Source organism: Curtobacterium sp. PhB115, assembly GCF_003752025.1.
GTDB lineage: Bacteria > Actinomycetota > Actinomycetes > Actinomycetales > Microbacteriaceae > Curtobacterium.
Genome location: NZ_RJKR01000005.1, coordinates 1,030,526 through 1,047,436, shown reverse-complemented (window position 1 = coordinate 1,047,436; position 16,911 = coordinate 1,030,526). Strand labels below are relative to the sequence as shown.

The 16,911-nt window shown below is 70.4% G+C and carries 18 protein-coding genes; 11 read left to right on the top strand and 7 right to left on the bottom strand.

Annotation, left to right across the window (positions count from 1 at the left end; translation table 11 throughout):
* Positions 1-91 precede the first annotated feature (91 nt).
* From EDF19_RS05130 to EDF19_RS05110, 5 genes are all read right to left on the bottom strand, one after another.
* On the bottom strand, positions 92-901 hold the full coding sequence (locus EDF19_RS05130) for a L,D-transpeptidase family protein (RefSeq protein WP_260216934.1): 810 nt from the start codon (positions 899-901) through the stop codon (positions 92-94).
* Between the two features lie 2 nt (positions 902-903).
* Positions 904-2,175 carry a hypothetical protein gene (locus EDF19_RS05125; RefSeq protein ID WP_123679785.1) on the bottom strand — a complete coding sequence of 424 codons (1,272 nt, stop codon included), beginning with the start codon at positions 2,173-2,175 and terminating at the stop codon, positions 904-906.
* 257 nt (positions 2,176-2,432) lie between these two features.
* Positions 2,433-3,818: an adenylosuccinate lyase gene (purB, locus tag EDF19_RS05120; protein ID WP_123679784.1), complete on the bottom strand. Its 1,386-nt coding sequence runs from the start codon at positions 3,816-3,818 to the stop codon at positions 2,433-2,435.
* Positions 3,815-4,327, bottom strand: coding sequence for a low molecular weight protein-tyrosine-phosphatase (locus tag EDF19_RS05115; protein WP_123679783.1), 513 nt, complete (start codon positions 4,325-4,327; stop codon positions 3,815-3,817). Before EDF19_RS05115 ends, purB begins: the two co-directional genes overlap by 4 nt.
* A gap of 47 nt (positions 4,328-4,374) precedes the next feature.
* The gene (locus EDF19_RS05110) at positions 4,375-4,773 is read right to left on the bottom strand and encodes a phage holin family protein (RefSeq protein WP_123679782.1); all 399 of its coding nucleotides are present in this window, start codon (positions 4,771-4,773) and stop codon (positions 4,375-4,377) included.
* Between the two features lie 50 nt (positions 4,774-4,823).
* On the opposite strand from EDF19_RS05110, the gene EDF19_RS05105 reads away from it, so the two are divergent.
* The 6 genes from EDF19_RS05105 to EDF19_RS05080 all read left to right on the top strand — a co-directional run bounded on the left by EDF19_RS05105 (position 4,824) and on the right by EDF19_RS05080 (position 11,386).
* A complete protein-coding gene (locus EDF19_RS05105; RefSeq protein ID WP_123679781.1) occupies positions 4,824-5,903 on the top strand; it encodes a histidinol-phosphate transaminase in 1,080 nt (359 codons plus the stop codon).
* 23 nt (positions 5,904-5,926) lie between these two features.
* On the top strand, positions 5,927-7,063 hold the full coding sequence (locus EDF19_RS05100; RefSeq protein WP_123679780.1) for a thiamine pyrophosphate-dependent enzyme: 1,137 nt from the start codon (positions 5,927-5,929) through the stop codon (positions 7,061-7,063).
* Between the two features lie 86 nt (positions 7,064-7,149).
* Positions 7,150-8,109: an alpha-ketoacid dehydrogenase subunit beta gene (locus EDF19_RS05095; RefSeq protein ID WP_123679954.1), complete on the top strand. Its 960-nt coding sequence runs from the start codon at positions 7,150-7,152 to the stop codon at positions 8,107-8,109.
* Between the two features lie 46 nt (positions 8,110-8,155).
* Positions 8,156-9,736, top strand: coding sequence for a dihydrolipoamide acetyltransferase family protein (locus tag EDF19_RS05090; RefSeq protein ID WP_123679779.1), 1,581 nt, complete (start codon positions 8,156-8,158; stop codon positions 9,734-9,736).
* A gap of 209 nt (positions 9,737-9,945) precedes the next feature.
* Positions 9,946-10,524: a GNAT family N-acetyltransferase gene (locus tag EDF19_RS05085; protein WP_185022683.1), complete on the top strand. Its 579-nt coding sequence runs from the start codon at positions 9,946-9,948 to the stop codon at positions 10,522-10,524.
* Positions 10,525-10,651: 127 nt separating this feature from the next.
* A complete protein-coding gene (locus EDF19_RS05080) occupies positions 10,652-11,386 on the top strand; it encodes a GntR family transcriptional regulator (RefSeq protein WP_123679777.1) in 735 nt (244 codons plus the stop codon).
* Positions 11,387-11,485: 99 nt separating this feature from the next.
* Here the strand turns inward: EDF19_RS05080 and EDF19_RS05075 are convergent, their stop codons facing one another.
* Together EDF19_RS05075 and EDF19_RS05070 are read right to left on the bottom strand one after the other, a co-directional pair.
* A complete protein-coding gene (locus EDF19_RS05075; RefSeq protein WP_123679776.1) occupies positions 11,486-11,938 on the bottom strand; it encodes a glucose PTS transporter subunit IIA in 453 nt (150 codons plus the stop codon).
* Positions 11,935-12,171, bottom strand: coding sequence for a PTS transporter subunit EIIB (locus EDF19_RS05070; protein ID WP_071293232.1), 237 nt, complete (start codon positions 12,169-12,171; stop codon positions 11,935-11,937). Before EDF19_RS05070 ends, EDF19_RS05075 begins: the two co-directional genes overlap by 4 nt.
* A gap of 178 nt (positions 12,172-12,349) precedes the next feature.
* Here EDF19_RS05070 and EDF19_RS05065 point away from each other — a divergent pair, with 178 nt between their 5' ends.
* From EDF19_RS05065 to EDF19_RS05045, 5 genes are all read left to right on the top strand, one after another.
* Positions 12,350-13,618 (top strand): PTS transporter subunit EIIC, encoded by a 1,269-nt coding sequence (locus EDF19_RS05065; protein ID WP_123679775.1) that lies wholly within the window; start codon positions 12,350-12,352, stop codon positions 13,616-13,618.
* A gap of 127 nt (positions 13,619-13,745) precedes the next feature.
* A complete protein-coding gene (locus tag EDF19_RS05060; protein WP_123679774.1) occupies positions 13,746-14,657 on the top strand; it encodes a metal ABC transporter solute-binding protein, Zn/Mn family in 912 nt (303 codons plus the stop codon).
* 47 nt (positions 14,658-14,704) lie between these two features.
* Positions 14,705-15,550 carry a metal ABC transporter ATP-binding protein gene (locus EDF19_RS05055; protein ID WP_123679953.1) on the top strand — a complete coding sequence of 282 codons (846 nt, stop codon included), beginning with the start codon at positions 14,705-14,707 and terminating at the stop codon, positions 15,548-15,550.
* Positions 15,550-16,488 (top strand): metal ABC transporter permease, encoded by a 939-nt coding sequence (locus tag EDF19_RS05050; protein WP_123679773.1) that lies wholly within the window; start codon positions 15,550-15,552, stop codon positions 16,486-16,488. Before EDF19_RS05055 ends, EDF19_RS05050 begins: the two co-directional genes overlap by 1 nt.
* Complete coding sequence (locus EDF19_RS05045; protein WP_123679772.1) at positions 16,485-16,910, top strand: Fur family transcriptional regulator; 426 nt, start codon at positions 16,485-16,487, stop codon at positions 16,908-16,910. Before EDF19_RS05050 ends, EDF19_RS05045 begins: the two co-directional genes overlap by 4 nt.
* The last annotated feature ends 1 nt before the right edge of the window (position 16,911 follow it).

Sequence of the window (16,911 nt, the reverse complement as noted above, 5' to 3'; positions counted from 1 at the left end):
CTTCGTGAGCAGCAATGGTCGGGTCCCGTCTCGGAACCCGACCGTTGCTGCTCACGAAGTGCGCGGCCTTGGCGCTCAGCGCACCTGGAAGTCAGCGCACCTGGAAGGGGGTGCCGAGCGGCAGGAGCTCGGCGAGCGCGGAGATGTCCGCGTTGTGCATCCGGATGCAACCGTGCGAGGCCGCCGTGCCGATGCTCGAGGTGTCGTCGGTGCCGTGCAGGCCGATCTGACCAGGGCCGCCGCCGAAGGAGTTGAGGACGTCCGAGAACGCGGTCGTGCCGTAGGCGTACGGACCGTACCCGGCGTTCGTCGGCGCGAGCAGTTCCGTCAGCGCGAACCGTCCGGTCGGTGACGGCGTGCCCCCGGTGCCCGTCGCGACGGGGTAGGAGTGCACGACCCTGCCGCTCTTGTACAGGTCGAGGGTGTTCGTGGAACGGGTCACGACGATCGCGTACGGGTCCTCGGAGAGGGTGACCGCACTCGTCGGGACCCAGCCGGTGCTGCCGTTCGGACGCTGCGCGAGCTGGACCTCGGCCCAGCCGTCCTGCTGGTCGACGACGCGGAAGACCAGTGGAGCGCCGGACGCCTGCGGGTTCGACAGGGTCGTGGTCGCGGCACCGCCCGCCGTCCGACTGACCGGCACGCTGTCGCCTCGGACCGCCGCGACGGTCGTGCTCTCCGGGGCGTCGATCGCGTCGACCTTCCCGGGCTCCGGCGTGGACGACGGCGTCCGGGTGGCCGTGGGAGCGGCCGTCGGGGTCGCGGCGACGGAGTGCGTCGGCGTGGGCGACGCGGACAGGGGGCCGAACGCGACGAACGCGACGGCCCCCGCACAGACGACGGCCACGGCGGCGGCGATCAGGGTCGCGCGCCGCCGTGGCTCGGTCGGGAGGATCGGCAAGATCAGCCCGTGAAGGTCGCCGTTCCGGGCACCGGGACGGCGACCGGTGCGACGGCCGGGTCGGCCGTCACGGTGAGCGTCGCCTGGGCGGTCTGTGCCGACGAGGTGCCGACGAGGCCGATCGTGTAGGTGCCTGCTGCGTTCACGAAGTCGGCGGGCAGGACGATCGTGCCGGCCACGTTGCCCTCGGCGTCGGCGCGGAGCGCGACCCCGGGGATGTCCGTGCCCTGGGCAGAGGTGCCGACGCCGGCACCCACGACCTCGAACGGTGCGAAGCCCGAGCCCTGGACGCGGACACCGGTGGTGGTGGCCTCGGTCAGGGTGGCCGACGAGGTGACCAGGCGCGCGGCCGCGGTGGGCTGCGGCGTGAAGTACGTCGTCGTGTCGTCGATGCGCAGCGACGAGATCGAACCGCTGGCGTCGGCGGCGAGGGCCTGGGCGCTGGACTCGAGCGGCGAGGCGAGGCTCTTCAGCTCGGCGCCGGGTGCCTGCTCGACCGGGGTGGTCGGAGCCGTGGGCTCGTCGGTCGGGGCCGTGGTCGGCTCGTCGGTCGGTGCCGTGGTGGGCTCGTCGGTCGGCGCGACCGTCGGCTCGTCGGTCGGTGCGGTGGTCGGCTCGTCGGTCGGCGCCGGCGTCTCGGTGGGCTCGTCCGTCGCGGGCGGCGCGGTGACCTCACCGGCCACGTCGATGCCGACGTAGACGATGTAGCCGACGACCTCGGCGTCTGCGGCCCGCAGGTCGGCGGCGAGTGCGGAGGTCGACTCGACCTCGCCCGTCTCGGGGTCGAGCCAGTTGCTCAGACCGTCGACGACGCCCTCGCCGTTCGCCTGGTCGGTGGCGAAGACCACGGTCTGGGCGCTGTCGTCGTCGCCCTCCTGGATCGCGAGGCCGAACGTCGTCGCGCCGGTCGTCGTGCTGCTGATGCCGGACGCGAGGGCACCGAGGTCGCTCGGGGCGACCGGCTTGGTGAGCCCGCGGACCAGGCCGACGGCCTCGCCCTCGGAGACGGAGACGCCGTCCTCGTCGAGCGTGGCGAAGTCGGTGATCTTCCCGCCGGCGGTGGGGTCGGACAGCGCCGCCCAGTACCACTGGTCGGTGAGGGGGAAGGTGCCCTCGGGCGCCGCGGTGAAGTCGGCGGCCGAGTCCTTCCACGTGACGACGGCCGAAGCGGCGTCGACGGAGACGTTGGCGGTGGAGACGGTGGGGACGAGCGCAGCGGTGACGCCGAGCACGGTGGCGCCGACGGCGGCCGCGGTGATGCGGGAACGAAGCACGGTTCTACAGATCCATCCGGTCAGAGGACAGGGTTCGTCCACTCCGACGCCCCCCGTGCTGAGATGGTGCTCAGCAGGACGAACCTATCGACTTCATGAGGATTCCGCACCCCTCGGTGCCGTTTCGTTGCCCGATGTTTCCCTCCGCCCGCCGCCGCGGGCGCCGCGGGCGCCGCGGGGCGCTTCGTGAGCAGAAATGGTCGGGTCCCGTCACGGAACCCGACCATTTCTGCTCACGAAGTGCGAGCGGACGCGCGTCAGACGTCCAGGTGGTCGACGAGCTCGTCCGCCAGGCCCGTGTACGACGCCGGCGTGAGGTTCGTCAGCCGGGCCTTGGCGCCGGACGAGATGTCCAGGCCGTTCACGAACGCCACGAGCTCGGCCTGCCCGATGCGCTTGCCGCGGGTGAGCTCCTTGAGCATCGCGTACGGGTCCTCGATGTTCGACTGCCCGGCGGTGACCTCGGCGCGGATCACCGTCTGGATCGCCTCGGCCAGCACCTCCCAGTTGTGGTCGAGGTCCTCGGCGAGCCGTTCCTGGTTCACCGAGATCTCACCGAGCCCGCGGCGCAGGTTGTCGAGCGCGAGCAGCGAGTGCCCGAACGCGACGCCGATGTTGCGCTGCGTGGTGGAGTCGGTCAGGTCGCGCTGCAGCCGGCTCGTCACCAGGGTCTCGGACAGCGTGGAGAACAGCGCCGACGAGATCTCGAGGTTCGCCTCGGCGTTCTCGAACCGGATCGGGTTGATCTTGTGCGGCATGGTCGACGAGCCCGTGGCACCGGCGACCGGGATCTGCGTGAAGTACCCCATCGAGATGTAGGTCCACACGTCGGTCGCCAGGTTGTGCAGGATGCGGTTGGCGTGCCGGACCCGGTCGTACAGCTCGGCCTGCCAGTCGTGCGACTCGATCTGCGTGGTGAGCGGGTTCCAGGTGAGACCGAGTCCCTCGACGAACTCGCGGGACAGCGTCGGCCAGTCGGCCTCGGGGTCCGCGGCGAGGTGCGCCGAGAAGGTGCCGGTCGCGCCGGAGAACTTGCCGAGGTACTCGCCGCCCTCGATCTGGGCGAGGACGCGTTCGAGGCGGTAGACGACGACCGCGAGCTCCTTGCCGAGCGTCGACGGGGTCGCCGGCTGGCCGTGGGTGTGGGAGAGCATCGGCACGGCACGGAGCTCGACGGCGAGTGTCCGGAGCTTCTCGAGCACGGCACGGTAGGCCGGCAACCAGACCTGGTCGACGGTGTCCCGCACGGTGAGCGCGTAGGACAGGTTGTTGACGTCCTCGCTCGTGGCGGCGAAGTGGGTCAGCTCGGCGATCGCGTCGAGGCCGAGCTCGGACAGCCGGCGGCGGACGAAGTACTCCACGGCCTTGACGTCGTGGCGGGTCGTCGCCTCGATCTCGGCGAGCTCCGCGATCTGGTCCTGCCCGAACGTCTCGACGACCTGGCGGAGTGCGGCCTTGTCGTCGACGCTCAGCGGCGACGTGGTGAACATCGCGTGGTCGGTCAGGAAGATGAGCCACTCGACCTCGACCACGATGCGCGCGCGGTTGAGGCCGGCCTCGGAGAGGTGCTCGCCCACCGTGTGCACGATCGGGTAGTAGCGCCCGTCGAGCGGGCTGATCGGCTGCGGGGGAAGGGGGGTCATGGGGCTCCCTGACGGACTGCCGGCTCGAGCTGGTGGAAGAGCGCCCGGCAGGCCCGTTCGACGGTCGAGAGCACTCGGTCGAACTCGTGCCGGTCCGCGTAGTACGGGTCCGGCACGTCGGTCTGCTGGGGCCAGGCGTCGTCGTACCGCAGCAGGAGCGTCACCTTGGCGGAGTCGTCCATGGTCGGTGCCCACGAGCGCAGGACGCGTTCGTGGGAGCGGTCGAGTGCGACCACCAGATCGAGGTCCGGGAACCGGTCCGGGTCGAACTGACGGGCGCGATGCCTGCTGCCATCGTATCCGCGTGCCGCGAGGGCTGCGATCGTGCGCTCGTCGGCCGGTTCGCCGACGTGCCAGTCACCGGTGCCCGCGGACTCGACGTGGAACCGATCGGACAGCCCGGCGTCCGCGGCGAGCTGCGCGAAGACGACACCGGCCATCGGGGAGCGGCAGATGTTGCCGCTGCAGACGAACGAGACGCGGAACGGGGCGTCGACGTCCTGGGTCATGGGGACATCATGACGCAGCGGACTCTCGCCCGCGACGTCCGCAGTGGTCACGCGCGCGAGCGGTTGAGCACCGGGCGGACGAACAGCCCGATCAGCCAGGCGAAGACCGCGAGCACGAAGGCGCCGACGATGCCCCAGCCGAACGACTCGACCTCGAGCCCGAAGCCGAACGCGTCGGAGATCCCGGCGACGATGAGCAGCAGGATCCCGTTGACGATGAACGAGATGAGCCCGAGCGTCAGGATGTAGATCGGGAACGCGACGATCCGGATGAGCGTGCCGATCACCGCGTTCACGAGGCCGAACACGAACGCCACGAGCAGGTAGGTGAGGACGGTCGCGAGGGTCCCGCCGTCGCCGAACGGCGTGACCGAGACGCCGCTGACGATGAGCGTGGTGAGCCAGAGGGCGACGGCGTTGACGACGAGGCGGACGAGGAATCGCATGGACTCATGATGCCCTCGGAACGCCGGTGGTGTGCAGATACCCTGAACCGGTGAGCGAGCAGCGTGTGTACATCCGACCCGAGATCGCGATCCTCCCCGCGTACAAGCAGGGACGGCAGGCCTCGGCCGAGGCCTTCAAGCTGTCGAGCAACGAGAACCCGTTCCCGCCGCTCCCCGGTGTCGTCGAGGCGGTCCAGGCCCAGACCTCCTACAACCGCTACCCCGACGCCACCGCGCTCGCCGTGCGGGCCGTCCTGGCGAACCGCTTCGGCCTGACCGCCGACGAGGTCCACGTCGCCCCCGGCAGCGTCGCGATCCTGCACGAGCTCGCCCGTGCCACGTCGGGTCCCGGTGACGAGATCGTCTACGCCTGGCGCTCCTTCGAGGCGTACCCCGGGGTCGTCACCGTCGCCGGCGCCACCAGCGTGCAGGTGCCGAACCGTCCCGACGGCGGGCACGACCTCGACGCGATGGCCGCCGCCGTCACCGACCGCACCCGCATGGTGATCGTCTGCACGCCGAACAACCCGACCGGCCCGATCGTCACCGCCGCCGAGTTCGAGGCGTTCATGGCCACCGTGCCGTCGTCGGTGCTGGTCGTGCTCGACGAGGCATACGCCGAGTTCGTCACCGACGAGTCCGCCGTGCACGGGCACCCGCTGCTCGAGCGGTACCCGAACCTGGTCGTCCTCCGCACCTTCTCCAAGGCGTACGGACTCGCCGGGCTGCGGGTCGGCTACGCGCTCGGCCCGGCCTACGTGCTCGAGGCCGTCCGTGCGTGCGCCATCCCGCTGTCCGTCACCGCACAGGGCCAGGCGGCCGCGCTCGCGAGCCTGGAGCGCGAGGGCGAGCTGCTCGAGCGGGTCGCCGAGCTCGCCGTGCAGCGCGACCACATCGTCGCCGAGCTCCGCGAGCAGGGCTGGGCCGTGCCGGATGCACAGGGCAACTTCGTCTGGTTGCCGACGGGGGAGCGGACCGCGGTCGCCGCCACCGCCTTCGAGGACGCCGGCATCATCGTCCGGGCCTTCCACCCCGAGGGCATCCGCATCTCGATCGGCGAGCACGAGGCTGTGGAAACGCTCCTCGAAACGGCCCGCTCGCTTGTGGGGGACCTCCAGGTGGCCGACTGATGGCTGCCGCTACGCTGGCCCGCATGTCATTCCGCGCCGCGGCTCCCGCGACGACCACCGTCCGGCTCCTCGACCCCGAGGGTCGGTTCGTGGAGACCGACGAGAACGCCGAGTTCGCCGCCGCTGCGCGAGCGATCCCCGACGAGACCCTGCTGGCGATGCACCGCCGCATGGTCCTCACCCGACGGTTCGACCACGCCGGCCACAACCTCCAGCGCACCGGTCAGCTCGGCCTCTGGGTGCCGAGCCACGGGCAGGAAGCCGCACAGACCGGTTCCGCCTTCGCCCTGCGCGCCCAGGACCACGTCTTCCCCTCGTACCGCGAGCACGCCGTCACGATGCAGCGCGGCGTCGAGCCGATGGAGATCATCGCGATGTACCGCGGGCAGACCCACGGCGGGTGGGACCCGGACCAGCGCGGCAACACCCACATCTCCACCCTGGTGATCGGGTCGCAGACCCTGCACGCCACGGGCTACGCACTCGGCCAGATGCTCGACGGCGACGTCGGTACCGGTGACCCGGACCGCGACGCATGCTCCATCGTGTACTTCGGCGACGGAGCGACCAGCCAGGGCGACGTCAACGAGGCCTACGTCTTCTCGGCGTCGACGAAGGCGCCCGTCGTCTTCTTCCTGCAGAACAACCACTGGGCGATCTCGGTTCCGGTGGCGGTGCAGTCCCCGACGCCCCTCGTCGACCGCCCGCGCGGCTTCGGGATCCCGAGCGTGCTGATCGACGGCAACGACATCCTCGCCTCGTACACGGCGTCGGTCGTCGCGACCGACCACGCGCGCAGCGGCCAGGGCCCGGCGTTCATCGAGGCCGACACCTACCGCATCGGTGCGCACACCAGCTCGGACGACCCGAGCCGGTACCGCGGCGACGACGAGCTCGAGGAATGGGTCCGTCGCGACCCGATCACCCGCTCCGAGGCGTACCTCCGCTCGAAGGGCGCGACGGACGAGCAGTTCGCCGCGTTCGACGAAGAGGGCGAGGACATCGCCGCCGACGTCCGACGCCGCACGGTGGCCCTGACGCCGCCGTCGGTCGACGTCATGTTCGACAACGTGTACCGCGAACCGCATCCGCTGGTCGCCGAGCAGAAGGCCTGGCTCGAACAGTACGAGGCCGGCTTCGAAGGGGGCGCCCACGCATGAGCACCACCGAGCAGCTCTTCGACTACACGCTGCGCTCCCACCCGGGCGCCGGCGAGATCCCGAGCGACCCCACCCCGACCCTCCCGATGGCCAAGGCGCTCAACGCCGGGCTCGCCGCCGCCATGCAGGCGGACGACAAGGTCCTGCTGATGGGCGAGGACATCGGCGCGCTCGGCGGTGTCTTCCGCATCACCGAGGGCCTGCAGGAGCGGTTCGGCCCCGAGCGCGTGCGGGACACCCCGCTCGCCGAGGCCGGCATCATCGGCACCGCGATCGGCCTGGCCCTGCGCGGCTACCGCCCCGTGGTCGAGATCCAGTTCGACGGCTTCGTCTGGCCGGGGTTCGACCAGATCACCTCGCAGCTCGCGAAGATGGCGAACCGTCTGCCGGCGCACATGTCGCTGCCGGTCGTCATCCGCATCCCCTACGGCGGCCACATCGGTGCCGTCGAGCACCACCAGGAGTCGCCCGAGGCGTACTTCGCGCACACCCCGGGTCTGCGCGTGGTGAGCCCGAGCACCCCGAACGACGCCTACTGGATGATCCAGGAAGCGATCGCGTCGAAGGACCCGGTGGTCTTCCTCGAGCCGAAGTCGCGGTACTGGCCGAAGGGTCAGGTCGACCTCGTCGACGGCCACGTCCCGATGCACACCACCCGCGTCGCCCGCACCGGCACCGAGGTCACCCTCGTCGGCCACGGCGCGATGGTCGCCACCCTGATGCAGGCCGCGGAGCTCGCCGAGACCGAGGGCACGAGCTGCGAGGTCATCGATCTCCGCTCGATCTCGCCCATCGACTGGGAGCCGCTGCTCGCGTCGGTCCGCAAGACCGGCCGACTCGTCATCGCGCAAGAGGCCTCCGGCTTCGTCAGCGTCGGCAGCGAGATCGCCGCCACGGTGGCCGAGAAGGCGTTCTACACGATGCAGGCACCGCCCTTGCGCGTCTCCGGGTTCGACATCCCGTTCCCGGTCTCGAAACTGGAGCACCTGCACCTGCCGGATGCCGATCGCGTCCTCGAGGCCGTCGACCGCGCCCTCGCGTACTGATCCTGCTCGACCGACCCAACTCGTCCGAACGCCGAAGGAGCCGTCAGTGGCCGTCGCCGAATTCCCCCTGCCCGATGTGGGCGAAGGCCTGACCGAGGCCGAGATCGTGCAGTGGCGCGTCGCCATCGGGGACGAGATCGCCGTCGACCAGGTGCTGGTCGAGATCGAGACCGCGAAGTCGCTCGTCGAGCTGCCGTCGCCGTTCGCAGGCACCGTCACGGGACTGCTCGTGTCCGAGGGCGACACGGTCGAGGTCGGCAAGCCGATCATCCGGGTCGAGTCCGACGCGTCGGTCGCGTCCGGTGCGCCGGTCACGTCGACCCAGCCTGGAGGCCCGGCACCGGTCACCGACAGCGTCCCGACCTCGCCGGTGGTCGCCGCCACCCCGCCAGCAGCGTCCGTCCCGCCGGCTCCGGTCGCGCAGACCCCGCCGGCCCAGGCCCAGGCCCAGGCCCCGGCGCCCGTGCAGGCTGCCGCGCCCGCTCGAGCCGCCGCTCCCGTGCAGCCCGTCGCCGTCGACGCCTCCGTCGTCGGGACGGACGAGTCCTCCGGCGCCGTGCTCGTCGGCTACGGCTCGGCGACCTCGTCGCCGTCGCGTCGCAAGCCGGGCGCCCGCCGGGCCGCAGCGCTCGCGGCCGAGGCGAGTCGTGCCTCCAGTGCGGATCCCGCGGCAGCGGCCGAAGCGGCCAGCGATCCCGGTGAGGACACCACCGCCGAGGCCATCGCCGGTCTGGCGTCTGCGCCCGCACGGAAGCAGACCCTGGCGACCAACGTGCTCGCGAAGCCGCCGATCCGGAAGCTCGCGAAGGACCTCGGCGTCGAACTCGCCGAGATCGTGGCGACCGGGTTCGCCGGCGAGGTCACGCGCGACGACGTCATCCGCCACGCGAAGCAGGCGAGCGTCTTCCGGAACATCGAGACGCCCGAGTGGGGCGACGTGCGCAGCGAGACGATCCCGGTCAAGGGCGTCCGCAAGGCCATCGCGACCGCCATGACCACCTCGGCGTTCACCGCGCCGCACGTGTCGCTGTTCGTCGACGTCGACGCGACCCGCACGATGGAGTTCGTCAAGCGCCTGAAGTCCTCGCCGACGTTCGCGGGCGTCAAGGTCTCGCCGCTGCTCCTCGTCGCGAAGGCCGTCATCTGGGCCGTCCGCCGGAACCGCTCGGTGAACTCGACCTGGACCGACCGCGAGATCATCGTCCACCACTTCGTGAACCTCGGCATCGCCGCGGCGACCCCGCGTGGGCTGATCGTGCCGAACATCAAGGACGCGCAGGACATGTCGCTGCTCGAGCTGGCCCAGGCCCTCGAGGAGCTCACCCTGACCGCCCGCGACGGCAAGACGACGCCGGCGCAGATGGCGAACGGCACCGTCTCGATCACGAACATCGGCGTGTTCGGCATGGACACGGGGACCCCGATCCTCAACCCGGGCGAGGTCGCGATCGTCGCCATGGGCACGATCAAGCCGAAGCCGTGGGTCGTCGACGGCGAGGTCCGGTCGCGCATGGTGACCACGATCGGCGCATCGTTCGACCACCGGGTCGTGGACGGTGACGTGGCGTCGCGTTTCGTGCACGACGTGGCCTCGGTGCTCGAGGAGCCCGCGCTCCTGCTCGACTGAGGCGCGCGTTCCCGCTTCGTGCACGGCGTTCGCGCTTCGTGAGGGGCGTTCGCGCTTCGTGCACGGCGTTCGCTCTTCGTGAGCAGGAATGGTCGGGTGGCTCCGAGCCACTCGACCATTTGTGCTCACGATGTGCGGTCCTCCGCACGATGCCCGCCCGTTCGCGTGGTGTTCACGCGGATGTCGGTGGTCGGCGGGATGATCGGAGCATGGTCCACCAGCTCCTGACCCCCTCGCAGGAGATCCGAACGGATCGCCTCCTGCTCACCCCGCTGACCCCGGCCGACATCGACGACGTGCACGCGCTGTTCTCCGATGCCCGGACGTGGCAGCACCTGCCGACCGGGCGGCACGTCGCCCGGAGCTCGAGCGTGGACCTCGTGCAGCGGAAGATCGGCGGCCGGGCACGGCACGGGCTGGGCTCGTGGGCCGTCCGCACGCCGGACCACACGTTCGTCGGGGTCGGCGGTGTCGACATGACCGCCGGCGGGGTCTGGAACCTCGGCTACCGCTTGGCTCCCGCCGCCTGGGGGCAGGGCTTCGCGTCCGAGATCGCCCTCGCTGCCGTTCGAGCAGCGGCGGACACCGCGCCGGACGTCCCGGTGACGGGTCGCGTGCTCACGAACAACCCCGCGTCCGCTGCGGTGCTCCGTCGCGCCGGGCTCTCGCTCGTGTGGCAGGGGACTCCCGGTGTGCAGACGCCGACCGCCGTGGGGGTGGAGGGTCAGGTGTGGACCGACCGCCTGCTCTCCGACGAGCAGTTCGCCTGGCTCGTCCGCAACGCCTGACGCGCTCCGCTCCGATCCCGGCGCGTCACGCACGTTGGCGTTCCGAGGTGGACTCGCTACTGTGATGGGACTGGTCATGTCCGCGCATGACCACCGCCCAGGACCAGCAACGGAGCACGAGGGACGCATGACGAGCCGCATCACCGAGGGTGCCGAGCCCAAGCACCAACAGTTGCGGCGCATCCTGCTCGACCTCGCCACCACGCGGCTGGCGCCCGGCGCTGCGATCCCCTCGGAACGGCAGCTCATCGCGGAGTACGGCGTCTCGCGGATCACGGTGCGCGAGGCCCTCGGACAGCTCGTGAACGAGGGCTACCTCGAGCGGGTGCGCGGCAAGGGCACCTTCGTGGCGCACCGCCCGGTCCAGTCGACGCTGCACCTCGCCTCGTTCACCGAGGAGATGCGGGCGATGGGCCACGTGCCGACGACGGTCGTCCTCGTGCGCGAGGAACGTGTGCCGCCGAGCGACACCGCGGCTGCGCTCCGCATCGACACCGACGTGCCCGCCTTCCACGTGAAGCGGCTGCGCATGGCGGACGGTGCTCCGGTGTCCATCGACGACGCCTGGCTCGTGGCCGATGCGTTCCCGGGGCTCCTCGACCACGACCTGTCGGGGTCGGTCTACTCGATCATCGCGACGGAGTACGGCACCCCGATCGACCGCGCGCAGCAGACGGTTGCCGCGAACCCCGCTGCCGACGACGTCGCGACGCTGCTCGGCACGAAGACCGGGGCTCCCGTGCTGGAGTTCGACCGGGTGTCCTACGCGGGGGAGCGGCCCGTCGAGCACACCCGCAGCTGGTACCGGTCGGACCGGTACCGCGTGCAGATGGAGGTCACGGCGACCCCGGCGGTCGCCTGACCCCGACCGGCACGCGAAAGCGACTGTGTGCCGCGAACGTTCCGCGGCACACAGTCGCTTCGGCGGGAAGAACCGGGGAAGAACCGGAGTGGGTCCGGGTCAGACCTCGAACAGGCTGTCGCCGTCGAGCACCGAGGTGCCCACCGTGCCCTGGTCGACGGTGTCCGGCGCGGAGCCGAGCACCACGACCGGGCAGATCGGCGAGTAGCCGGCGGCCGAGATCACCGAGGGGGTGAACCGGACGACGGGGTCGCCGGCCGCGACCGTCGAGCCCTCGGTGGCGAGGAGCTCGAAGCCCTCGCCCGACAGCTTCACGGTGTCGATGCCGACGTGCACGAGGACGTCCGTGCCCGCAGAGCCCTGCAGCGCGAACGCGTGCGGGTGCAGCTTCACGATGGTGCCGTCGACCGGGGCCACCGCGGTGACCGCGCCCTCGACGCCCGTCGGGTCCACGGCCACGCCGGCGCCGACGAGCTGCCCTGCGAACACCGGGTCCGGCACGTCAGCGAGGGCGACGACCGGGCCGGCGAACGGCGTGCGGACCGCCGTCACAGCTCGTCCTGGATGTCCTGCGCGAGGTTGTCGGCGATCGTGCCGACGATGACCTGCCAGCCGGTGCCGCCACCGACGACGGCCTGGGCCCCGGCGGCCTGCAGGGCCGCCTTGTCGACCAGGTCACCGTCCTCGACCTCGACGCGGAGGCGCGTGATGCAGCCCTCGACCTCTTCGATGTTGTCGGCACCGCCGAGCGCGGCGATGATGTCGGCTGCCTTGATGTCGGCCATCGTTTCCTCCTCGTTAAGGGTTTTCGTACCAGGTTGACACGGGACCCGTCTCGGTTCAGACTACGGAACTGGTCATGACCGGACAGGACCGGACCTGGCGACACCGCCGAGGTTACCTGCGCCGGCTGCGCGACTCAACTCACCCCGACAGCTCCACCCAATGACGAGAGGAACTCCGATGAGCGCCACCACTGCCACGGACGTGCCGGAGAAGAAGAAGCCGAAGAAGCAGTCCAGGCTCTTCGCGAACGCCCAGCGCCTCGGTCGGAGCCTGCTCCTGCCGATCGCGGTCATGCCCGCCGCGGGCATCCTGCTCCGCCTCGGCCAGTCCGACATGCTCGGTGCGATCCCCGGCTTCGAGCAGGGCGCGACGATCATCGCCGCTGCCGGCAACGGTGTGTTCACGTGGCTGCCGCTGCTCTTCGCGGTGGGCATCGCGATCGGGTGGGCGAAGAAGTCCGACGGCACCACCGCACTCGCGGCCGTCGTCGGCTACATGGTCATGTACCAGGTCTTCGCGGCGATGTCGCCGATCGTCCTCGCAGGCGTGAAGGACGCCGCTGGCAACCAGGCGACGATCAACTTCGGTGTCCTCGGCGGGATCGTGATGGGTCTCGTCTCCGCCGTGCTCTGGGAGCGGTTCCACCGCACGAAGATGCCCGACTTCCTCGGGTTCTTCTCGGGTCGCCGACTCGTCCCGATCCTGACGGCCGTCGCCGGTCTCGTGATCGCGGTCCTGATGTCCTTCGTCTACCGGTACTTCGACATCGCGCTGACCGCCGCCGGGACCGCCGTGGCCGACAATGCCGTCATCGGTGGTGGCATCTTCGGGTTCGTCAACCGCATGCTCATCCCGATCGGGCTGCACCAGCTGCTCAACTTCTTCCCGTGGTTCCAGCTCGGCAGCTTCACGGGTGCCGACGGCGTCGTCTACCACGGTGACATCGCACGCTTCCTCGCCGGTGACCCGACCGCTGGCATCTTCCAGACCGGCTTCTTCCCGATCATGATGTTCGCGCTGCCGGCCGGTGCCCTCGCGATCTGGCGCAACGCCAAGCCGCAGAACCGCAAGCTCGTCGGCGGCATCATGATCTCCGCCGCACTGACCTCGTTCGTCACCGGGATCACCGAGCCGCTCGAGTACTCGTTCATGTTCGTGGCGTTCCCGCTGTACATCATCCACGCGCTGCTCACCGGGACGTCGCTCGCCCTGGTGAACGCCCTCGGGATCCACGACGGGTTCTCGTTCTCGGCCGGTGCGATCGACTACGTCCTGAACTTCGGCAAGGCGGACGGAGCGATCTGGCTCATCCCGATCGGCCTCGGCTACGCGGTGATCTACTACTTCCTGTTCAGTTTCGTGATCAAGAAGTGGAACCTCCGCACCCCCGGGCGCGAAGAGGACACGATCGCCGAGAACACGATCGACGCGGCCACCAAGCCGTAAGCGCGCGTTCCTGCAAGACGGGAGGCCCGGTGCCAGCTGGCACCGGGCCTCCCGTCCGTCTGCCGTCACCACCAGAGCGCTGATACCGGTTTTGACAATCGTTATCAGCAAGCGCTACCGTCGACGCATGCACAACCGCCTCTTCGCCCTCCCGCTGGTCGCCGGCGCCGCCGCGCTCGCCCTGACGGGGTGCGCGACGTCCTCTGCATCCGGTGACGCCAGCAGCGACGGGAAGATCGCCGTCGTCGCCTCGACGAACGTCTACGGGTCGCTCGTCGAAACCATCGGCGGCGAGCACGTCGACGTGACGAGCATCCTGAACGACCCGTCGCAGGACCCGCACTCGTTCGAGTCGAGCGCCCGGACCCAGCTCGCGGTGTCGCAGGCCGACCTGCTCATCGAGAACGGCGGCGGGTACGACGACTTCATGACCACGCTCGCCGACGCCTCGGACACCAAGGCCGACACCATCAACGTCGTGAAGCTCTCCGGTCTGGACAAGGGTGGCGACACTGAGTTCAACGAGCACGTCTTCTACAGCTACCCGACGATGGTGAAGCTCGTCGACGACGTCACGAAGCGCCTGTCCGCGCTCGACGAGGGCGACGAGGCAACGTTCGAGAAGAACGCCGACGCGCTCACCACGAAGCTCGAGGACCTCGAGTCGCAGACCGCCGACCTGAAGAAGACGTACGACGGCGAGAAGGTGTCCTACACGGAGCCGGTGCCGGGGTACCTGTTCGACGCGATCGGCCTCGACAATGTCACGCCGGAGGCCTTCGCCGAGGCGATCGAGGAGGGCGACGACGTCCCGCCGGCCGCCCTGAACAAGACGCTGCAGCTCTTCAGCGCGAAGACCGTGCGACTGCTCGCGTACAACGACCAGACCTCCAGCCCCGAGACCGAGCAGGTCCAGAAAGCCGCAGAGGACAATGGCATCCCGGTGGTCGGTGTCACGGAAACGCTCCCGAAGGGGGAGGATTACGTCTCGTGGCAGCAGGCGAACATCGACGCGGTGCAGGCGGCGCTCCAGAAGTGACGACCTCGACCGCACCAGCGGTGACCGACGGCCCGGCGACCACCTCGGTGGACGACCGGGCCACGGGCCGTCCCGTCCTGGCGCTCCGCGACGCCGGGCTGTCCTACGGTTCCCGGAAGCTCTGGGCCCACCTCGACCTCGACATCGCGCCGGGGGAGTTCGTCGCGGTGCTCGGACCGAACGGTGCCGGCAAGACCTCGCTGCTCCGGACCGTCCTCGGCCAGCAGCGCCTGACGAGCGGCACGATGTCGTTCCTCGGCCAGCCCGTCCGTCGCGGCCACCGGAAGATCGGCTACATCCCGCAGCAGCGGTTGATGGAGGCCGGCACGCCGCTCCGCGCGCGGGACATGATCGCGCAGGGCGTCACCGGTCACCGGTGGGGTGTCCTGCCGGCGTCGCGGGCCGACCGTGCCCGTGTCGACCGGATCCTCGACGAGGTCGGTGCCACCGCCTTCGCCGACGCCCCCGTCGCCGAACTGTCCGGCGGCGAGCAGCAGCGCACCCGCGTCGGGCAGGCCATCGCCGCCGACCCGGCACTGCTCCTGTGCGACGAGCCGCTCATCTCGCTCGACCTGCGGCACCAGCGCGGCGTCACCGAGCTCATCGACCGTCAGCGACGGCAGCGGGACGCCGCCGTGCTGTTCGTGACGCACGACGTGAACCCGATCCTCGACGTGGTCGACCGGGTCCTGTACATCGCGGGTGGTCGGTTCCGGATCGGCTCCCCCGACGAGGTCCTGCGCGCCGACGTCCTGAGCGACCTGTACGGCACGCCCGTCGACGTCGTCCGGACCATGGGGCGCATCGTCATCGTCGGTGCGAACGAGGCGCACGAGCACCACGCGGGCGAGGTCGACCCGCACGGCCACGTGCCGGACGAAGGGCGGATCTGATGGACGTGCTCTCCACCGTCTTCTCCTTCCAGGACTACGGCGAACTCGTCGCGCTCGTGCAGAACTCGATCTGGGCCGGTGCGGTGCTCGGCATCGTCGGCGGCCTGATCGGGCCGTTCGTCGTCGCCCGGAACATGCCCTTCGCGGTGCACGGCATCTCGGAGCTGTCGTTCGCCGGCGCGAGCGCGTCCCTGCTGCTCGGCGTCAACGTCGTCACGGGCTCGCTCGTCGGGTCGGTGATCGCGGCGCTGCTCATCGGGGTGCTCGGTTCCCGGGCCCGCGACCGCAACTCGATCATCGCCGTGCTCATGCCGTTCGGCCTGGGCCTCGGAATCCTCTGTCTGGCGCTGTACAAGGGTCGCGCCGCGAACAAGTTCGGGCTGCTCACCGGGCAGATCGTGTCGGTCGACAACCCGCAGCTCGCCTTCCTCATCGTCATCGCCGCCGTCGTCGTCGCGACGTTGCTCGTGATCTGGCGCCCGCTGATGTTCGCGTCGGTCGACCCCGACGTCGCCGCGGCCGCCGGTGTGCCGGTCCGGACCCTGGCGATCGTGTTCATGCTCGTGCTCGGGCTGGCGACGGCGGTCTCCGTGCAGATCGTCGGTGCGCTGCTCGTGCTGTCCCTGCTCGTCACCCCGGCGGCCGCGGCCCTGCGGCTCAGTTCGCACCCGGTCGTCGTGCCCGTGCTGTCGACGGTCTTCGCGGTGACGTCGGTGGTGGGTGGGATCCTGCTGGCACTCGGCGGGGGACTGCCGATCAGCCCCTACGTGACGACCATCTCCTTCGCGATCTGGGTGGTGTGCCGGATCGTGGGAGCGCGGAAGGACAAGCGCGGTCGCGACCGCGTCGCAGGCCGCGACCAGCGGGGCGGGGACGACCCGGGCCTCCAGGCCGGAACGGGGTCGACAGCAGGCCGGAAGGAAGAGGTGCCAGCATGAACGCCGTGCAGAAGACGAAGCGGAACACGTGGCAACGCGAAGCGGTGCGCGGGGCGCTCGACTCCACCGAGGGGTTCGTGAGCGCGCAGGCGTTGCACCAGCACCTCCGCGACGAGGGATCGACGATCGGACTCGCGACCGTCTACCGGGCGCTGTCCGACCTGGCTACCGAAGGCGACGCCGACTCGCTCCAGCAGGACGGCGAATCGCTGTACCGGGCGTGCACGACGGACGCGCACCACCACCACCTGATCTGCCGGAACTGCGGTCGGACCGTCGAGATCGAGGCGGACCCGGTCGAGCAGTGGGCGCAGGACGTCGCCGCGGCCAACGGGTTCACGAACGCCAGCCACGTCGTCGACATCTTCGGCGAATGCGCGGCCTGCACCGCTGCACGCGCGACGACCGCTGCCAGCGAGTAGC

Coding starts and splice junctions, on each gene's coding strand:
- EDF19_RS05095 (WP_123679954.1), top strand. CDS start 7,150: ATGGCCAAGGCGCTCAACGCCGGGCTCGCCGCCGCCATGCAGGCGGAC.
- EDF19_RS05065 (WP_123679775.1), top strand. CDS start 12,350: ATGAGCGCCACCACTGCCACGGACGTGCCGGAGAAGAAGAAGCCGAAG.
- EDF19_RS05060 (WP_123679774.1), top strand. CDS start 13,746: ATGCACAACCGCCTCTTCGCCCTCCCGCTGGTCGCCGGCGCCGCCGCG.
- EDF19_RS05050 (WP_123679773.1), top strand. CDS start 15,550: ATGGACGTGCTCTCCACCGTCTTCTCCTTCCAGGACTACGGCGAACTC.
- EDF19_RS05080 (WP_123679777.1), top strand. CDS start 10,652: ATGACGAGCCGCATCACCGAGGGTGCCGAGCCCAAGCACCAACAGTTG.
- EDF19_RS05100 (WP_123679780.1), top strand. CDS start 5,927: ATGTCATTCCGCGCCGCGGCTCCCGCGACGACCACCGTCCGGCTCCTC.
- EDF19_RS05045 (WP_123679772.1), top strand. CDS start 16,485: ATGAACGCCGTGCAGAAGACGAAGCGGAACACGTGGCAACGCGAAGCG.
- EDF19_RS05070 (WP_071293232.1), bottom strand. CDS start 12,171: ATGGCCGACATCAAGGCAGCCGACATCATCGCCGCGCTCGGCGGTGCC.
- EDF19_RS05110 (WP_123679782.1), bottom strand. CDS start 4,773: ATGCGATTCCTCGTCCGCCTCGTCGTCAACGCCGTCGCCCTCTGGCTC.
- EDF19_RS05085 (WP_185022683.1), top strand. CDS start 9,946: ATGGTCCACCAGCTCCTGACCCCCTCGCAGGAGATCCGAACGGATCGC.
- purB (WP_123679784.1), bottom strand. CDS start 3,818: ATGACCCCCCTTCCCCCGCAGCCGATCAGCCCGCTCGACGGGCGCTAC.
- EDF19_RS05115 (WP_123679783.1), bottom strand. CDS start 4,327: ATGACCCAGGACGTCGACGCCCCGTTCCGCGTCTCGTTCGTCTGCAGC.